Source organism: Burkholderia pyrrocinia, from assembly GCF_022809715.1.
Classification (GTDB): domain Bacteria; phylum Pseudomonadota; class Gammaproteobacteria; order Burkholderiales; family Burkholderiaceae; genus Burkholderia; species Burkholderia pyrrocinia_C.
The window spans coordinates 2,101,928-2,119,032 of record NZ_CP094460.1 but is presented as its reverse complement, the minus strand read 5'-3'; the positions used below and the strand labels follow the sequence as shown (position 1 = coordinate 2,119,032).

Here is a 17,105-nt window from a genome sequence, read left to right as displayed (position 1 = left end):
TTCTTGTCCGGCGTATTTTTCTTATTGCATCATCCCGGCGTGCACGCCAGCAATCGAAGCAGGTCGGATCGCCGGGCAGCGCGCCACCCGCCGCCCGGACAATAGCGGCAACGCGGCCCGGATCTAGCCTGCCCCGGACGACGTGTCGTCGTCGCCCGGTTCCCGCCCCGCCGCCGCTTTCGCGGCCGTCCGCAGCAGTGCGATCTGCCCGCGATAGGCTCTGCAGCCACTGCAGGTCGGCAGGTGCACGCGCACCTGCAGGCGTTCATGCAAGGTCAGATGCCGGTCCAGCGCATCCGACAGCAATCGCGTCACGTCAGTACATTTCCCCGGCAGCATCTTCGGTCGTCAGTCCTTTTTCACTCAGGCAGGTTCGCAGGCGCGTGCGCGCCCGATACAGCAGCACGCTGCAATGATTCGTCGTCAGCGTCAATTCGCTGCAGATGTCCGTCATCTCGACGTCGAGGAATTCGCGCATCATGAACACCCGCCCGATCTGTTCCGGAAGGTGATCGAGGCAGGCCTGGAACAGCGCCCAGAACTGCTGCTGCTGCAACAGCGTTTCGGGGCGCGGCCATGGCCGCGGCTTCGCATGCGCGGCCCAGTGCCCGTTTTCCTTGAACAGCTCGCGATCGAGCACGGATTCGCCATCGAGCTCGGCGTCGAGTGCGGACAGGCTCACCGTCCGCTGCCGCGCACGCAGCACGTCGATCAGCTTGTTGCGCAGGATGCCGAACACCCAGGTCTTGTGGGCCGACAGCCCCGCAAAATCGCTCGCATGCGACCACGCGGCGGTCAGCGCTTCCTGCACGGCGTCTTCGGCCGCGTCGGCATCGCGGAGCTGGAGTCGCGCGAAGCGCAGCAGGTCGCGCCGCAGTTGCGCGAGATAAACGGGGTCGTCGTACGCGGACGGCATGTCGGGGTGGCAATGTCTCGAGGCGATCGCGCTTGCGCCACAGCACAGGGCGGGCGCATCGCGGTGCAAGCAGCTTACTGGGCGCGCTGCCGGCCTGCAACGTATGTTCCGTCACGAATTCGCGAAACCGGCCGGCGCGCTGCGCTATGCTTGCCGAAACCCGTGTCGCGCGTCGACGACGCCGCGCGGCGGGTGGTTTGTAACATCAGAACATAACGGTCGAGTTATCCACAATTTCTGTGGAAAACCTTGTGGAAAGTCGGCCGGACGGCCCCGTCGGGCGGTTCGCGGGCTGGCTTGCCTATAAACAGACCTTTGTCACCTGTTCGGAAGCAATCGAACCGATTCCTCACTCACCGGAAGGAGAACGTCATGTCCTATCGTATTGCGGTCGTCGTCGGCAGCCTGCGCCGCGCTTCGTCGAACCGCGCACTCGCGCACGCGGTGATCTCGCTCGCCCCCGCCGATTTTTCGTTCGAGTTCGTCGAGATCGGCGAACTGCCGCTGTACAGCCAGGACTACGACGCGGATTTCCCGGACGTCGCGAAGCGCTTCAAGCAGTCGATCGAAGCCGCCGATGCGCTGCTGTTCGTCACGCCCGAGTACAACCGGTCGATGCCGGGCGTGCTGAAGAATGCGCTCGACTGGGGCTCGCGCCCGTGGGGTTCCAACTCGTGGTCGGGCAAGCCGGGCGCGGTGCTCGGCACGTCGCCGGGCGCGACGGGCACGGCGCTCGCGCAGCAGCACCTGCGCAACGTGCTCGCGTACCTCGACGTGAAGACGCTCGGGCAGCCCGAGATGTTCATCAAGCACGACCCGGCGCGCATCGACGAGCAGGGGCAGATCGTCAGCGAGGACACCCGCAAGTTCCTGCAGGGCTTCGTCGACCGCTACGCGGGCTGGGTGCGCCTGCTGAAGGCGGCCTGACGACTTCGGCCCGATCGCGGCGGCCGTTCAGGCCGCCGACGCCGGCGCCGGCCCGCACGCAGCGGGTCACGTGCCGGTGTGCCGCGCGTCGCGCGCTTCGCGGATGCCCAGCAGGATCTCGTCGAGCAGCGCGATGTCGAACGGCTTCGACAGCACGCGGACGTTGACGGTGCGCGTGCGGTCGAGCTCCTCGGCATAACCCGTGACGAGAATCACGGGCAGCTTCCCCGGCCGCTTGTCGACCGCTTCGGCGAGGTCGATGCCGTTCAGGCGGCCCGGCATGTGGATATCCGAAATCACGAGGTCGAACGCGTCGTTCGCGGCCGCGCCTTCGATCAGGCGCAACGCGTCGTCGGCGGTGGGCGCATAGGTCACGCGGTGCCCGAGCAGCGAAAGCAGCGCTTCGGTGCCGGCCGCGACTTCGCTGTTGTCCTCGACGAGCAGCACGTGCAGCCCGGCGAGCGCGCTTGCGTCTTGCACGACGGCCTGCGGCCGCACGACGACGTCCTCGGCGCGCGCGCGCGGCAGGTAGAGGCGCACCGACGTGCCGGCGCCAACCGCGCTGTCGATCGTCGCGAGGCCGCCCGAGCGTTCGCAGAACGCGAACACCTGCGGCAGCCCGAGCCCCGTCCCCATCCCCTGCGCCTTCGTCGTGAACAGCGGTTCGAACGCGCGCGCAAGCACGTCGGGCGCCATGCCCGAACCCGTATCGTCGAGCGAGATCTGCACGAAATCACCGGTCAGCGGAAAGCCGTCCTCGCGGCGCAGCGTCACGTTGCGCGCGCCGACCGTGAAGCGCCCGCCGGTCGCCATCGCGTCGCGCGCATTGACCGCGAGGTTGATCACCGCGAGCTCGAGTTCCGCAACGTCGACGCGAATCGGCCAGACGCCGGGCTCGATCGCGACGACCAGCGACGATTTCGAACCGAGCGATGTCTTCAGCAGCTCGCGGCACGTGCCGACCCATTGCCCGATGTCGATCGTCTCGTTGTGCAGCGGCTGCTTGCGCGCGACGCCGAGGAGCTGGCGCGTGAGCGACTGCCCGTTCTTCAGCGCGCGTTCGATCGCGCCGAGTTCCTTGTCGAGATGCTGGACGCCGCGCCGCCGCGCGATCTGCACGTTGCTAGAGATGATCATCAGCAGGTTGTTGAAGTCGTGCGCGACGCTGCCGACGAGGTTGCCGAGCGCCTGCATCTTGCGCGACTGCCGGTACGCCGATTCGATCGAGCGCCGCATCGACGCTTCCGCCTGCCAGCGGTCCCACGCCTCCTCTTCCGCCTTCAGCCGCTTGAGCGACAGCCAGATCACGGACCACAGCGCGATCGACGGCGCGAACATCGAGATGAACAGCACGCTCAGGTGTTCGTACCATTCATGCCAGATCGCCGACGTGCGGTAGGCGCACGACACATAGACGGGATAGCTGCCGACCTGGCGGTACGCGACGATCTCGCTGCTTGCGCCGTCGTGGCGCACGCGCACGACGCCCGCGCGCGGATCGTTGCGCGCGTCGCCGAACGTGGCCGTGCGATCGGTATGCGCGAGCGACGGCGGCGGCGGATACGATGCGATCACCGCGCCGTCCGAGCGCGCGAGCGCCATCGTCATCGGCGTGCTCGCGCCGCCGAGCAGGTCGCGGTAGAACGCGTTGAAATACGACGATTTCAGCGCGATCGACACCATCCCGGCGAACGAACCGTCGCTATGGCGCCGCGCGACGCCCGTGTTGAACACGGGAATGTTCTCGAGCTTGAGCGGCCCCATCATCAGCCGCGAGATGTGTTCGATGACCTTGCCGTCGCGGATGCCGGCGAAGTCGTCGCGGTTCGCGATCGACGCATAGGGCGCCGGATAGTAGAGGCTGTTGGCGAGCAGCATCCCGCTCGCGCCGAAGATCGACACGGCGGCCACCTGCGGGTAGCCGCCGCCGATCGTGTTCAGCGCTTCGTGGATGTCGGATTCCCTGTTGCGTACGGTCGCGTCGTCCATGTCCTGCACGAGATCGACGATGCGCGCATCGAGGGTTTCGCTCAGGTCGAACACCTTGAGCGCGTGCTCTTCGGCGACGCGCACGGTGCGCATCGTCACGTCGCTCGCGGCGGCCTCGCGCGCCTTCAGATCGTTGTACGCCATCACCACCACGTAGATGCACGGCAGCACGATCGCCGCGACGAGCAGCACGATCAGCGTCACGCGGCGAACTGCGAAATCGTGCTCGGGCGCACCGGACGCGTAGGTGCCGTCGTCCTGCCAGTCGTCGGCGGGAGCGGAGGCGGGGGCGTGGGAGTCGGCAGGCCGGTCGGACGTCATCGAAGCAGCGGGTGAGGCAGAGGTGCCTGCCATCATAAACGAGTTGCGACGGCCCGCCGCACCGCGCCGTACGAGCACGATCCCGTCGATTCCAACAGGGGGAAATTGTCGGATTGAAAACGCGACGAATCCGGCAGCGCAAACGTACACAAGGAAAAATTTTGCGTACTTATCTCAAAAATGGTTGCGGCTGTTTTCGGAATGACGCGCGATCGGATCGATTCTGTTCGAAATGGTGAAAATGGCGAGTTGCACCGACTTCGGTTTACTCCGAGAATCGCGCCTTGCTTTCCCTATGACAGATATATGCGCCCGCCGGCGTTCGCCGCGCGGTGCGTCGCGCGCACCTGCGTCGCGGCGCCCGTGCACGGCCGCCAGGCGGTTGCCTGCGCCCGAACGCATGGCGCCTCAAGAAGTGCGCCGCGCGGCCGTTAACGCGAGAGAGACCACTCCGTATACCGCATCGCCCCATGCCTTTGCCGATTGTAATTGCCGACGATTCGCTGCTCGCTCGCAAACTTCTGACAAAGGCGTTGCCGGGAGACTGGGACGTTGACGTCGCGTATGCAGCGAATGGTCGCGAGGCCCTGGCGCTCTATCGTGACGGCAAAGCTTCCGTGATGTTTCTGGACCTGACGATGCCCGACATGAGCGGATATCAGGTCCTGGAGACACTGCGCCACGAAGATCTGAACACGTTCGTGATCGTGGTATCCGCCGATATCCAGCCGCAGGCGCAAGCACGCGTGCGCGAATTGGGCGCGATCGCATTCGTTGCCAAGCCCGTGACGTCGGACGCATTGCTGCCCATTCTCAAGGAGTATGGGTTGTATGCCTGAATCGGTGTTCACGGCGGAGCAACGCGACGCGTTGCAGGAAATCGCCAACCTTGCAATGGGCCGCGCCGCCGCGCGGCTTGCGTTGCTGCTCGGGCGCTTCATCGAGCTGTCGGTGCCGCGCGTGCGCGTCGTGAAAGCGGCCGACGCGGGCGACGCGCTGCGCGAGATGACGGGCATTCACGATAACGTGACCGCCGTGCGCCAGGGCTTCCGCTCCGACATCAAGGGCGAGGCGATCGTGCTGTGCCGCAGCGCGGGCGTCGCGCGGCTCATGACGATCGTCGACCGCACGTTCGGCGACGGCGTGTACGGCGGGATGGCGACGCCGGACGAGCTCATGTTCGACGTCGCGAACGTGCTGATGGGCGCATGCGTCGCGTCGATCCTCGACGAGCTCGGCCGCAAGCCCGTGTTCTTTCCGCCGGGGCTGCTCGGTTCGAACGTGTCGTTCGACGACGTATTCCAGCCGCCCGAGCTCGCGTGGAGCGTCGCGCTGCTGCTCGAGGTGAACTTCGGGCTCGAGGATCATGCGTTCCGTGCCCACTTCGTGATGCTGATGGCCGAGGATTCGATCCGGCTGATGGGCGACGCGCTCGACGCGTTGCTGTCCGCGCTATGACGGCCGCCGCGCCGTCGCTGAGCGACCTCGTGATCGAGCGGGTGGGCTTCGGCCTGTTCGTGCTCGACCGTTCGATGAGCGTGCTGATGTGGAATCGCTTCATGCAGGACCACAGCGGCATCCCGGCCGCCGACGTGATCGGCCGCAACCTGTTCGACTGCTTTCCGGACCTGCCGCGCGCATGGCTGTCGCGCAAACTCGAGAGCGTGTTCCAGCTCGGCAGCTTCGCGTTCAGCTCGTGGGAGCAGCGGCCCTACCTGTTCCGCTTCGAGCACGACCGGCCGATCACCGGCGGCGTCGACTACATGCAGCAGGACTGCACGTTCATGCCGCTCACGCGCGGCCGCGAGGTCGAGGCCGTGTGCGTGACGATCTCCGACGTCACGCATGTGAGCGTGATGCAGCGCGAGCGCGAGGAAGCGGTCGCGAAGCTGCGCGAACACGCGAATCGCGACGGCCTGACCGGCATCGCGAACCGGCGCTTCTTCGAGGCGCGGCTCGGCGACGAATTCGCGCGCTGGCAGCGCTACGGCGGCGACATGTCGGTGCTGCTGTTCGACCTCGATCACTTCAAGACGATCAACGACCGCTTCGGGCATGCGGCCGGCGACGCCGTGCTGCGCGAGACGGCGCGCCGCGTCGCGTCGATCGTGCGCGCGCAGGATACGTTCGGCCGTTTCGGCGGAGAGGAATTCGCGCTGCTGCTGCCGTGCACGAATCTCGACGAGGCGATGCTGGTGGCCGACAAGGTGCGCGACGCGATCGGCAGCTCGCCGGTCGATGCCGAGGGCGTCAGCGTGCCGGTGACGGCGAGCGTCGGCGGCGCGTGCGCGAGAACGGGCGCGCCGACCAGCGACGTGCTCGTCAGCGAGGCCGACGCCGCGCTCTATCGCGCGAAGCGGCTCGGGCGCGATCGTTCGGTCGCCTACGCGTAGGCGCGCCCGCCCCGCATCGCGCGAAGCGGCTTCGCCCCGCGCGTGCCGCGCTCAGCTTTTCGCGATGTCGGCCAGCACGCCGGCCAGCACGGCCGCCTCCGACACGAACGGCGAATGGCTGCTGTCGAGCTGGTGCACGTGGGTCGGGTTGCCGGGCGCGAACGCGTCGGCTTCGTCGATGAAGCGCTGCTGCAGCGCGGGCAGGATCACGCGATCCTGCAGGCACTTGATGTAGTGACGGTCGATCGCGCCCCAGCGCACGGCGGTCGTCGGGATCGCGGTCGCGAACGGCGCGGCCGGCACGTCGCAGGTCATCAGGTTCGCGACGGCCTCGAAATCGGCCTGCGGTGCGTCGTCGTACAGCGCGCGCTTCATCGTGTCGCGATACGCGGCGTCGCCGCTGCGCGGATCGATGCGCAGCGCACCGGCGACGCGCGGGCTCGCGAGCATCAGCGCGCCGAGCATCTCGCCCTTGTTCTCGGGCGCGCGCACGTAGTCGAGGCCCGGCACGCCCGAGGCCGGCATGAACGCCGCGAGATAGACGATCTTCGCGATCTTTTCCGGCGCGCGCTCGGCGGCCGCCGTGATCGCGAGGCCGCCCATGCTGTGCCCGACCAGCACGACCTTGCCGCGGCCGAGCGCATACGCGTCGTCGACGGCCTGCATCACCTGCGTCGCGTAATCGTCGAGCGTCGTGTTCGCGACCGGCGATGGCTCGGCGCCGAACGCGTCCTTGTCGAGCGGCCGTTCGAGATAAGACGCGGGGAAGCGGGCGTTGATGCCGTGCGCGGGCAGGTCGCGCGCGATCGACAGGTAGCCGCGCGCGGCCAGCGCGGTAGCGACGTGCGCGTAGCACCACGCGCCGTGCCAGGCGCCATGCACGAGCACGAACACGGGATGGTCGGCCTGCTGGGGGGCGGTTATGTTCGTCTCCATGGTGTTCGTGTTTTTTCGGGAAAGCTGTCATCTTAGACGAACCCGTGCGTATCCAAGCGCGAACGCATGGCACGATTGCGCGGTAACCGGCGATCCGTCCCTCTTGTCTCGCGCAGGCCACATTTCGTCCGGATCCGATATGAATTTGAGCCGAAGCGCGCTAATTTGTTGCTTTGCTCGCGATTGCGCCCCATGAACGTCGACTATCTCTTCTACCGGAAGCCGGACAAACCCGGCCCCTATTCGCTCGACGACCTGGGCGACATCGCGCCGCCGATCGGCCCTGGCGACCTGGTGCGCGCGGGGATCGCGCGCGTGTTCGAGCAGATCGACTGGCAGGAGTCGCCCGACGTGCCGGGCGCGTGGTTCGGCACGGGCGGCGCGGTATTCCAGTTCACCGTGGAGCCCGACGGTCGCGTGACGAGCTTCATGGGCTCGCGCCTCGAACGCCGCTCGATGCTGCAGCTCACCCGCGAAATGGGGCTCATTGCGCTCGACCTGCAGCGCGATATCGTTTACGGCTGACGGGCCGCTGGTGCCCGCTGATGCCATGTGGTGCCCGTTCCCGCCGAGGCCGGCCGCGCCGGCCCGCCAACGGCTCCCGGCGCCCCGCCGGGCATGGCGCGTGTCCGCCATCGAACTTCAAAGATTGCTATACTTTCGCCCAATTCCGGCTTCCGGCCGGTAATTTGTGCCTGTCTGTGTCGATCGTTCGCATATCTCGCACGCATTTGACACCCTGACCATCCCAGCCGGGCATGGCTTCTTCAATCGCCCCGCATGGGTGTCTCCGTGGAGCTTGTCTTGGCCGTTTCCAATTCCGTCGTGGACGAACAAGAAACCGACGCCGCTGCCGTCACATCGGGCAGCTCTTTCTATCTTGCGATGCGCATCCTGCCGGCCGTGCAGCGCGATGCGATGTTCCAGGTCTACGCGTTCTGCCGCGCTGTCGACGACATCGCCGACAGCGACCTGCCGCGCGCCGAGCGCACCGCGGGCCTCGATCGCTGGCGCGCCGACATCGACGCGTGCTTCGCGGGCCGCCCGCCGCGCCATCTGGCCGCGCTCGATCGCGAGATCCGCGCATTCAACCTGCAGCGCGACGACTTCCACGCGATGATCGACGGGATGGCGATGGACGCGGTAGAAGACATCTGCGCACCCGACGAGCCGACGCTCGACCTCTTTTGCGATCGCGTGGCGAGCGCGGCCGGCCGGCTGTCGGTGAGGATTTTCGGGATGCCGGAAGCCGAAGGGATCGAGCTGTCGCACCACCTCGGTCGTGCGCTGCAACTGACGAACATCCTGCGCGACATCGACGACGACGCGGCGATCAACCGCTGCTACCTGCCGCGCGAGCTGCTTGCGCGCGAAGGCATCGCGATCGCCGATCCGGCGACGATCGTGCGCGATCCGGCGCTGCCGCGCGTGTGCGCGACGCTCGTCGAGCGCGCGCTCGAGCATTTCCGCCAGGCCGACGCGGTGATGGATACCTGCCCGCGTGCGCAGGTGAAGGCGCCGCGCATCATGTCGGGCGCGTATCGCTGCATTCTCGAAGCCGCGGTCGCACGCGGCTTTGCCGCCCCGCGCGCGCCGCTGCGCAAGCCGAAAGCGCGCATGCTGATGATCGCCGCGCGCTACGCGCTGTTCTGAGTCGACCGAGTCGATGCCCAGAACCGTCCACGTGATCGGTGCCGGACTCGCGGGCCTGTCGGCCGCGGTCGAGCTGCAACGCCGAGGGCGGCACATCGTGCTGCACGATGCGCACGCGCATGCGGGCGGCCGCTGCCGATCGTGGTTCGACGGGACGCTGAACACGACGCTCGACAGCGGGCTGCATGTGGTCTTCGCGGGGCAGGCGGCCACGCAGCGCTACCTGCGCGCGATCGGCGCGGCCGATCAGCTGGTCGGGCCCGCGCTGCCTGAATTCCCGGTCGTCGACGTCGCGTCGCAGCAGCGCTGGACGCTGCGCTTCGGCAACGGGCGCTGGCCGTCGTGGCTGTTCGATGCCGCGTCGCGCGCGCCGGGCACGACACCGCTCGACTACCTCGCGCTCGCCCCGCTCGCGTTCGCGCGCACGGGCCGCTCGCTCGCACAGACGATGCGATGCGACGGCGTGCTGTGGGATCGTTGGCTGCGGCCGTATTGGCTCGGGATACTGAACGTCGAGCCGCGCCACGCGAGTGCCGAGCTCGCGCGCGCAGTGCTGTGCAGCACGTTTGCCGCGGGCGGCCCCGGCTGCCGTCCGCTCGTCGCGCGCCACGGGCTCGGCAGCGCATTCGTCGAACCGGCGCTGCGGATGCTGCAGCACGGCGGCGCGCAGATCCGGCTGAACTCGCGGCTCGACGCGTTCGAGTTCGGCGCGCACGGCAATGCGGTCGACGCGGCCGTGATCGGCGGCGAGCGCGTCGATCTCGCGCCGGGCGACGCGGTCGTGCTGGCCGTGCCGCCCGAGGTCGCGCTGCCGCTCGTGCCCGAACTCACCGCGCCGGATACATTCAGCGCGGTCGTGACCGCGTATTTCGCGGTCGAGCCGCCGGCCGGCAGCTCGCTGCAGACGACCGTCGTCAACGGCGTCGTCGATGCGGTGCGCGCCGGCGGCGGCCAGCTCGCGGCGACGATCCGCGATGCGGGCCGCTGGCTCGACATGCCGCACGACACGCTTGCGCGGCGGATCTGGGAAGACGTCGCGCGCGTGACCGGCGCGAACCCGGAAACCATCCCCGCGTGGCAGCTCGTCGTCGAGCCGCGCGCGGGCTTTGCGGCGGTGCCGTCGCAGGAAATGAAGCGTCCGGCCGTGCGTACGCGCTGGACCAATCTTGTGCTGGCGGGCGACTGGATTGCCACCGACTTGCCCGCCACGATCGAGGGCGCGATCCGTTCCGGCCAACTGGCCGCGGACGTGCTCCAGACGCAATAACAGAGGGACCGATGAACGATCTCACCGAAATGGCTACCCTGTCCGCCGGCATCGCGCCGGCCGGCGTCGACGCGGCCGTCGCGCGTGCGACCGACGCGCTGCTGGCCGCGCAGAACCCGGACGGACACTGGGTCTACGAACTCGAAGCCGATTCGACGATTCCCGCCGAATACGTGCTGCTCGTCCACTATCTCGGCGAGACGCCGAACCTCGAGCTCGAACAGAAGATCGGCCGGTATCTGCGCCGCATCCAGCAGGCGGACGGCGGCTGGCCGCTGTTTACCGACGGCGCGCCGAACATCAGCGCGAGCGTGAAGGCGTATTTCGCGCTGAAGGTGATCGGCGACGACGAGAACGCCGAGCACATGCAGCGCGCGCGCAAGGCGATCCACGCGATGGGCGGCGCCGAGATGTCGAACGTGTTCACGCGCATCCAGCTCGCGCTGTACGGCGCGATTCCGTGGCGCGCGGTGCCGATGATGCCGGTCGAGATCATGCTGCTGCCGCAGTGGTTCCCGTTCCACCTGTCGAAGGTATCGTACTGGGCGCGTACCGTGATCGTGCCGCTGCTCGTGCTGAACGCGAAGCGCCCGCTCGCGAAGAACCCGCGCGGCGTGCGCATCGACGAGCTGTTCATCGATCCGCCCGTCAACGCCGGGCTGCTGCCGCGCCAGGGCCATCAGAGCGCCGGCTGGTTCGCGTTCTTCCGCGTGGTCGACCATGCGCTGCGCGCGGTCGACGGCCTGTTCCCGAGCTATACGCGCGAACGCGCGATCCGCCAGGCCGTGTCGTTCGTCGACGAGCGCCTGAACGGCGAGGACGGCCTCGGCGCGATCTATCCGGCGATGGCCAACGCAGTGATGATGTACGACGTGCTCGGCTACGCGGAGGATCATCCGAATCGCGCGATCGCGCGCAAGGCGCTCGACAAGCTGCTCGTCGTGCAGGAGGACGAAGCGTATTGCCAGCCGTGCCTGTCGCCGGTGTGGGACACGTCGCTCGCGGCGCACGCGCTGCTCGAAACCGGCGATGCGCGCGCCGAGGAAGCCGTGCTGCGCGGCCTCGACTGGCTGCGTCCGCTGCAGATCCTCGACGTGCGCGGCGACTGGATCTCGCGCCGCCCGAACGTGCGGCCCGGCGGCTGGGCATTCCAGTACGCGAACGCTCACTACCCGGACGTCGACGATACGGCCGTGGTCGTGATGGCGATGGACCGCGCGCAGAAGCTCAGGCAGTCGGACGCGTACCGCGAATCGATGGCGCGCGCACGCGAATGGGTCGTCGGAATGCAGAGCAGCGACGGCGGCTGGGGCGCGTTCGAGCCGGAAAACACGCAGTACTACCTGAACAACATCCCGTTCTCCGATCACGGCGCGCTGCTCGACCCGCCGACCTCCGATGTGTCGGGCCGCTGCCTGTCGATGCTGTCGCAGCTCGGCGAGACGGCCGCGAACAGCGAGCCGGCCCGCCGCGCGCTCGACTACATGCTGAAGGAGCAGGAGCCGGACGGCAGCTGGTACGGCCGCTGGGGGATGAACTACGTGTACGGCACGTGGACCGCGCTGTGCTCGCTGAACGCGGCCGGCCTCGGGCCGGAAGATCCGCGCATGAAGCGCGGCGCGCAGTGGCTGCTGTCGATCCAGAACAAGGACGGCGGCTGGGGCGAGGACGGCGACAGCTACAAACTGAACTACCGCGGTTTCGAGCAGGCGCCGAGCACGGCGTCGCAGACGGCCTGGGCGCTGCTCGGCCTGATGGCGGCCGGCGAGGTGAACAACCCGGCCGTTGCGCGCGGCGTCGACTACCTGATCGCCGAGCAGAACGAAGAGGGTCTGTGGGACGAGACGCGCTTCACGGCGACCGGCTTCCCGCGCGTGTTCTACCTGCGCTACCACGGCTATCGCAAGTTCTTCCCGCTGTGGGCGCTTGCGCGCTACCGCAACCTGAAGCGCGACAACGCGACGCGCGTCACGGTCGGGATGTAACGCGTGGGCGCATCACGGCACAACGGCGCATTGCCCGTCATCGCGGTGACGGGGATGGCGTTCGAGGCACGCATCGCGCGCGGCGACGGCGTAGAGGCCGTGTTCGCCGCGCGGGCCGACCGGCTCGAGCGCGCGCTGGCCGACGCGACCGCGCACGGTTGCGCGGGCATCGTGAGTTTCGGCACGGCGGGCGGGCTTGCGCCCGACCTGGAACCCGGCGCGCTCGTGATCGCGAATGCGATCGACGGGCCGTTCGGCCGCGTCGAGACCGATGCGGGCTGGAGCGCGCGGCTCGTCGCCGCGCTGCACGACACGCCGGTATGGGCGCGCGTCACGCGCGGCACGATCGCGGCCGTCGGCGCGCCGGTCGTCAGCGCACAGGAAAAGGCGTCGCTGCACCATGCGAAGGGCGCGCTCGCGGTCGACATGGAGTCGCACATCGCGGCGGCCTTCGCGGCTGCGCGCGGCGTGCCGTTCGCGGTGTGCCGCGCGATTGTCGATCCGGCGTGGCGCACGCTGCCGAGCGCGGCGACGGCCGGCCTGCGCGACGACGGCAGCACGGCGATCCTGCCGATCCTGCGCGAATTGCTGAAGCAGCCGTCGCAGCTCGGCCCGCTGCTGCAGGTTGCGAGCGATGCGCGTGCGGCGCGCACGACGCTGATCCAGGCGCGGCACGCATTCGAGCGTGCGGGTGCGATGCGGATCGTCTGAGCGGCGCGCGCCGCATTTCTCTTTCCCTTCTCTCTCTCGTTTTTAGCGAACAAAAAAAGGGCGCTGCATGATGCAGCGCCCTTTGTCTTTGCGGCGGTCGCCGTTGCAGCGTTACTGCGCGGCCGGACTGCTCGCGGGCATTGCCGGCGCGGCCGGCGTGACGTCGGCGGCCGGCGCCGGCGTCGACGCGGAGCTCGACGATGCCGCTGCCGGCGCCGCAGCAGGTGCACTCGCGGGCATCGCATTGTCCGCACCCGGATCGTCGTACTGCGGCAACCCCGGCGCGGCCGGCGCGTTGTTCGGCGCGGCGCCCGATGCGCCATCCGATGCGCCCGGATCCTCGTAGTTCGGCAGCCCCGGCACGGCCGGCGTCGCGGCCGGCACGGCGCCCGATTCGCCCGGCTCGCTGTAGTTCGGCAGTGTGGCCGACGACGACTGGCTGCGATACGTCAGCGACTTGCGCTGCTGCAGGTACGCGTCGCGCACGAACGAATACGGATCGAGCGCGGCCTGCTTCAGCAGGTCGGTCGCGCCGAGCAGGTCCGAACGCGCGCTGATGAACTGCGCGATGTACATCGGGTTGCGCGCGGCCGGCTCGATGTAGTTGAGCAGGTTGAAGCGCACGTCCACCGCACGGCCGACGCCGTCGCGGATCGTGCTCGGCCCGAACACGGGCAGCACGAGGTACGGGCCGGACGGCACGCCCCAGCGCGCGAGCGTCAGGCCGAAATCCTGGTGATGCTTCGGCAGCCCGGCCGGCGTCGCGATGTCGATCAGGCCGGCGACGCCGAACAGCGAGTTCATCGTCACGCGCATCAGATCCTGCGTCGCATCAGTGATGCGCAACTGCAGCAGGTTGTTCGCCATGTTGCCGAGATCGCCGAGGTTCGAGAAGAAGTTGCTGATCGCGGTGCGCACGGGCGTCGGCGTGATCTTCTGGTAACCCTTCGCGATCGGCACGGCGATGTTGGAATCGACGGTGTCGTTGATCTTGTACATCGTCCGGTTCATCGGCTCGAACGGGTCGTTGGGATTGCGGTTCGGTCCCGTCGCGCAGCCGGTCAGCATCGCGCTGGCGGCGACGGTCGCCGCGATGATTCGCACCTTATTCATTGATTCCTTGCGATTGGTTCTTGGCGCGTTTGACGCGCGGTTTGCCCATCAGGACGGGCTGGAACACCACGGCGCCGATCAGCGTGCAGGTCAGTGCCAGCGCGAGCAGCTTGCCCATGCTCGACGTGCCCGGGTGGTGCGACAGCCACAGGCTGCCGAATGCGGTCGCCGTCGTCGCGGCGCTGAACAGCACCGCATGCGTGAGGCTCGAGTGCAGCAATCCCGTCTGCCCCGCGCGCCACGCCATCACGAAATACACCTTGAACGCGACGCCGACGCCGAGCATCAGCGGCAGCGCGATGATGTTCGCGAAGTTGAGCGACATGCCGAGCACGACGCACATCTCGAGCGTCACGACACCCGACACGAGCAGCGGCACCAGCGTGCGCAGCACGTCGCCGAAGCGGCGCAGCGTGACCCACAGCAGGATCGTGATCGAAATGATCGACCACAGCGCCGCATGCAGGAACGCGTTGATGATCGTGTCGGCCGAATGCAGGATCGAGATCGGCCCGCCGGTCGCGCCCGGTTCCGCGGCCTTCACGGTCTGCGCGAAACGGCGCAGCATCGTGTCGTCGTTCGGGTCGACGCCCTTCGGCACCTTCGGCGAGATCTGCACGAGCGCGTGGCCGTCCGGCGCGACCCAGTCGCGCACGAGCGGCGGCGGCAGTGATTCGCGCGTGATGTCCTGCGGCTGCAGCAGCGCGGCGAGCTGGTTCAGCGCGATGCGCAGCGTATCGGAGAATGCGCGCTCGGCGCGGTCGCGCGTCGCGCTGTCGGCGGCGGCAAGCTTCGCGAGCGACGCGGACAGGTGTTGCGCGGCGGCCGCGCCCGGGCCCGGGTGATCTTCCGCCGCATAGCCGAGCAGATCCGACACGCGCTTGAGCGCGGCGACGCGCTGCGCGTCGGTCGCGGGCGGCGCGGCCGGCTGCGTCAGCGCAGGCAGCAGGTCGCTCGCGGCCGCGGCGATCGCTGCGCGCTTGGCCGGCTGGTCGGCGGGAATGAAGGTCGACAGCGTGGTGGTGCGGCGGACTTCGGGCAGCGCGTCGAGACGCTTCGCGGCCGCATCGGCTTCGGCGAGCGACGGCGCGAGCAGCGTGACGTCGTTGACGGCCGCTTCGGGCGAATCCTTCAGCGCGAGCAGCGTCGCCATCGATTCGCTGTTCGGATCCTTCAGGTGCAGCGGGTTGAAGTCGAAGCGCAGGAACGCGAGCAGCGGCAGCGCGCCGATCACGACCGCGAGCGTGCCGATCAGGATCGGCTTGCGATGGCGATCGAGGAAATCGTCGACCGGCGCGAGCCACGGGAAGCCCGGCGTCTTCGATTCGCCCGGCGGCGCGAACAGGCGCAGCAGCGCGGGCAGCAGCGTGAGCGTGGTCAGCAGTGCGACGAACATCCCGACGCCCGCGATCAGGCCGAGTTCGGACACGCCGCGATAGGCGGTGGGGATGAACGAGAAGAAGCTCGCCGCGACGGCCGCCGTGGCCAGCGCGAGCGGCATGCCCATCGAGTGCGCGGCGCCGATCAGCGCGTGATCGATGCGCTGGTCGCGGAAGCGTTCCTCGCGGTACTTCACGCCGTACTGGATCGAGAAATCGACGCCGAGGCCGACGAACAGCACCATGAACGCGACCGAGATCATGTTCAGCGAGCCGACCATCGCGAGGCCGAGCGCGGCGGTTACGACGAGGCCGACGAACAGCGTGACGAGCACCGAGCCGATCATCCGCTTCGAGCGCAGCGCAAGCCACAGGATGACGAGCACGGCGAGCAGCGTGAGCACGCCGTTGAGCGCCGCGCCGTCCTCGACCGATGCGAATTCGTCGTCGGCGAGCGGCTGTTCGCCGGTCAGGCGCACGGCCGCGCCGTAGCGCTTTTCGAGGTCGAGCGAACGGGCAGCTTCGCGAATCACCTGGCTGGTTTCCGCGCCGGCCTTCAGCGCGCCGTAGTTGACCACGGGCTGCACGGTGACGAATGCACGCGCGGGCTGCCGCGCCGAATCGCTGTCGACCAGCGCGCGCCACGAGAACGCGGCCGGCTTGCCGGCCAGCACGTCGTCGACCGTCGCGGCGCTGCGCGCGAGCAGCTTCGCCATCGCCGGCAGTTTCACCTGGCCGGTCAGGAGCGGCTGGCCGAGCGTGGTGGCCAGCGTCGTCGCGAGCCCGGTGAGGCTCGGGTTCTTCGCGAGTTCGTTGACGAGCGGGCGCGCGCTCGCGAGCTGCGACGTCGTATCGGAGACTTCCTGCGGCGACAGGAACAGCAGCCCGTTATGCTCGAAGAACGGCCCGCCGCCGGGCTCGGCGACCTGGCCGATGCGGCCGGCTTCGGCCTGCTTCTGCAGCGCTTCGGTCAGCGCATGCGCGGCGGCATTCGCGAATTCGGGCGCGGGCGCTTCGACGACCGCGAGGATCGTGCCGTTGCGTTGCGGGAACGCTTTATCGACGGCCTGGCCGAGCGCAGCCCATTGCGGTTCCGCATCGACGAGCTTGCTGATGTCGGTGTTGATCTTGAAATGCTGCGCGACGTAGACACCGCTGAGGACAGCGATGACGAGCGATAGGACGACGACCCAGACGGGACGGCGCACCGACCACGCAACGAGTCGGACGATGAGATTTGTCACCATGTGGCGGTGGGGAGCGGCTGGCAAGGGCAAAGTAGCCAAGTATACCGGCGCGGCGTGGCGACTGACGTGACGTTGCGGGTTTCGGGGCGGGAAGGAGATTTGTTCGCGGCGGCGGAATCGGCGCGGGCGGCCGGCCGGTTTGTCGGTAGGCATTTACATAATCGGTGCTGCGCCGCCTGTTGCCCGTGCCTGTGACAAATGCCGCTGAAAGGTAACAGTCGGTCACGGCGCGGCAGCCGGGCGTCAGGCCCGGTATACTTTGCTGCAC

15 protein-coding genes are annotated in these 17,105 nt (G+C 68.3%); 9 read left to right on the top strand and 6 right to left on the bottom strand.

Annotation, left to right across the window (positions count from 1 at the left end):
• Positions 1 to 123: 123 nt before the first annotated feature.
• Positions 124 to 339, bottom strand: coding sequence for a zf-HC2 domain-containing protein (locus MRS60_RS26375; protein ID WP_034181509.1), 216 nt, complete (start codon positions 337 to 339; stop codon positions 124 to 126).
• Positions 317 to 916, bottom strand: coding sequence for an RNA polymerase factor sigma-70 (locus MRS60_RS26370; RefSeq protein WP_034181510.1), 600 nt, complete (start codon positions 914 to 916; stop codon positions 317 to 319). Before MRS60_RS26370 ends, MRS60_RS26375 begins: the two co-directional genes overlap by 23 nt.
• 372 nt (positions 917 to 1,288) lie before the next feature.
• Between MRS60_RS26370 and MRS60_RS26365 the strand changes: the two genes are divergently transcribed.
• Positions 1,289 to 1,843: an NADPH-dependent FMN reductase gene (locus MRS60_RS26365; RefSeq protein WP_243565839.1), complete on the top strand. Its 555-nt coding sequence runs from the start codon at positions 1,289 to 1,291 to the stop codon at positions 1,841 to 1,843.
• Positions 1,844 to 1,909: 66 nt separating this feature from the next.
• On the opposite strand, the gene MRS60_RS26360 is transcribed toward MRS60_RS26365, so the two are convergent.
• On the bottom strand, positions 1,910 to 4,153 hold the full coding sequence (locus MRS60_RS26360; protein ID WP_034181512.1) for a hybrid sensor histidine kinase/response regulator: 2,244 nt from the start codon (positions 4,151 to 4,153) through the stop codon (positions 1,910 to 1,912).
• A 470-nt stretch (positions 4,154 to 4,623) separates the two neighbouring features.
• Here MRS60_RS26360 and MRS60_RS26355 point away from each other — a divergent pair, with 470 nt between their 5' ends.
• Genes MRS60_RS26355 through MRS60_RS26345 form a run of 3 tightly spaced genes read left to right on the top strand, consistent with a single transcriptional unit; the run spans position 4,624 to position 6,546 of the window.
• On the top strand, positions 4,624 to 4,992 hold the full coding sequence (locus MRS60_RS26355; protein ID WP_034181513.1) for a response regulator: 369 nt from the start codon (positions 4,624 to 4,626) through the stop codon (positions 4,990 to 4,992).
• Positions 4,985 to 5,611, top strand: coding sequence for a chemotaxis protein CheC (locus MRS60_RS26350; protein ID WP_034181514.1), 627 nt, complete (start codon positions 4,985 to 4,987; stop codon positions 5,609 to 5,611). Before MRS60_RS26355 ends, MRS60_RS26350 begins: the two co-directional genes overlap by 8 nt.
• Positions 5,608 to 6,546, top strand: coding sequence for a GGDEF domain-containing protein (locus MRS60_RS26345; RefSeq protein ID WP_034181515.1), 939 nt, complete (start codon positions 5,608 to 5,610; stop codon positions 6,544 to 6,546). Before MRS60_RS26350 ends, MRS60_RS26345 begins: the two co-directional genes overlap by 4 nt.
• A gap of 51 nt (positions 6,547 to 6,597) precedes the next feature.
• Here the strand turns inward: MRS60_RS26345 and MRS60_RS26340 are convergent, their stop codons facing one another.
• Positions 6,598 to 7,482 carry an alpha/beta fold hydrolase gene (locus MRS60_RS26340; protein ID WP_175749666.1) on the bottom strand — a complete coding sequence of 295 codons (885 nt, stop codon included), beginning with the start codon at positions 7,480 to 7,482 and terminating at the stop codon, positions 6,598 to 6,600.
• A 192-nt stretch (positions 7,483 to 7,674) separates the two neighbouring features.
• Between MRS60_RS26340 and MRS60_RS26335 the strand changes: the two genes are divergently transcribed.
• The 5 genes from MRS60_RS26335 (at position 7,675) to MRS60_RS26315 (ending at position 13,098) form a co-directional block, all read left to right on the top strand.
• Positions 7,675 to 8,007, top strand: a complete 333-nt coding sequence (locus tag MRS60_RS26335) for a hypothetical protein (protein ID WP_034181517.1) — start codon at positions 7,675 to 7,677, stop codon at positions 8,005 to 8,007.
• Between the two features lie 279 nt (positions 8,008 to 8,286).
• Positions 8,287 to 9,135 (top strand): presqualene diphosphate synthase HpnD, encoded by an 849-nt coding sequence (gene hpnD / locus MRS60_RS26330; RefSeq protein ID WP_034181518.1) that lies wholly within the window; start codon positions 8,287 to 8,289, stop codon positions 9,133 to 9,135.
• A 13-nt stretch (positions 9,136 to 9,148) separates the two neighbouring features.
• On the top strand, positions 9,149 to 10,402 hold the full coding sequence (hpnE, locus tag MRS60_RS26325) for a hydroxysqualene dehydroxylase HpnE (RefSeq protein ID WP_243565838.1): 1,254 nt from the start codon (positions 9,149 to 9,151) through the stop codon (positions 10,400 to 10,402).
• Positions 10,403 to 10,413: 11 nt separating this feature from the next.
• Complete coding sequence (gene shc, locus MRS60_RS26320; protein WP_034181520.1) at positions 10,414 to 12,387, top strand: squalene--hopene cyclase; 1,974 nt, start codon at positions 10,414 to 10,416, stop codon at positions 12,385 to 12,387.
• Positions 12,388 to 12,441: 54 nt separating this feature from the next.
• Entirely contained in the window at positions 12,442 to 13,098 is a 657-nt protein-coding gene (locus MRS60_RS26315; protein ID WP_432207851.1) for a phosphorylase, read from the top strand.
• 111 nt (positions 13,099 to 13,209) lie between these two features.
• Here MRS60_RS26315 and MRS60_RS26310 read toward each other — a convergent pair whose 3' ends face one another.
• Both MRS60_RS26310 and MRS60_RS26305 read right to left on the bottom strand, forming a co-directional pair.
• On the bottom strand, positions 13,210 to 14,211 hold the full coding sequence (locus MRS60_RS26310) for an MlaA family lipoprotein (protein ID WP_243565836.1): 1,002 nt from the start codon (positions 14,209 to 14,211) through the stop codon (positions 13,210 to 13,212).
• Positions 14,204 to 16,837 carry an MMPL family transporter gene (locus MRS60_RS26305; RefSeq protein ID WP_243565835.1) on the bottom strand — a complete coding sequence of 878 codons (2,634 nt, stop codon included), beginning with the start codon at positions 16,835 to 16,837 and terminating at the stop codon, positions 14,204 to 14,206. Before MRS60_RS26305 ends, MRS60_RS26310 begins: the two co-directional genes overlap by 8 nt.
• Between the last annotated feature and the right edge of the window lie 268 nt (positions 16,838 to 17,105).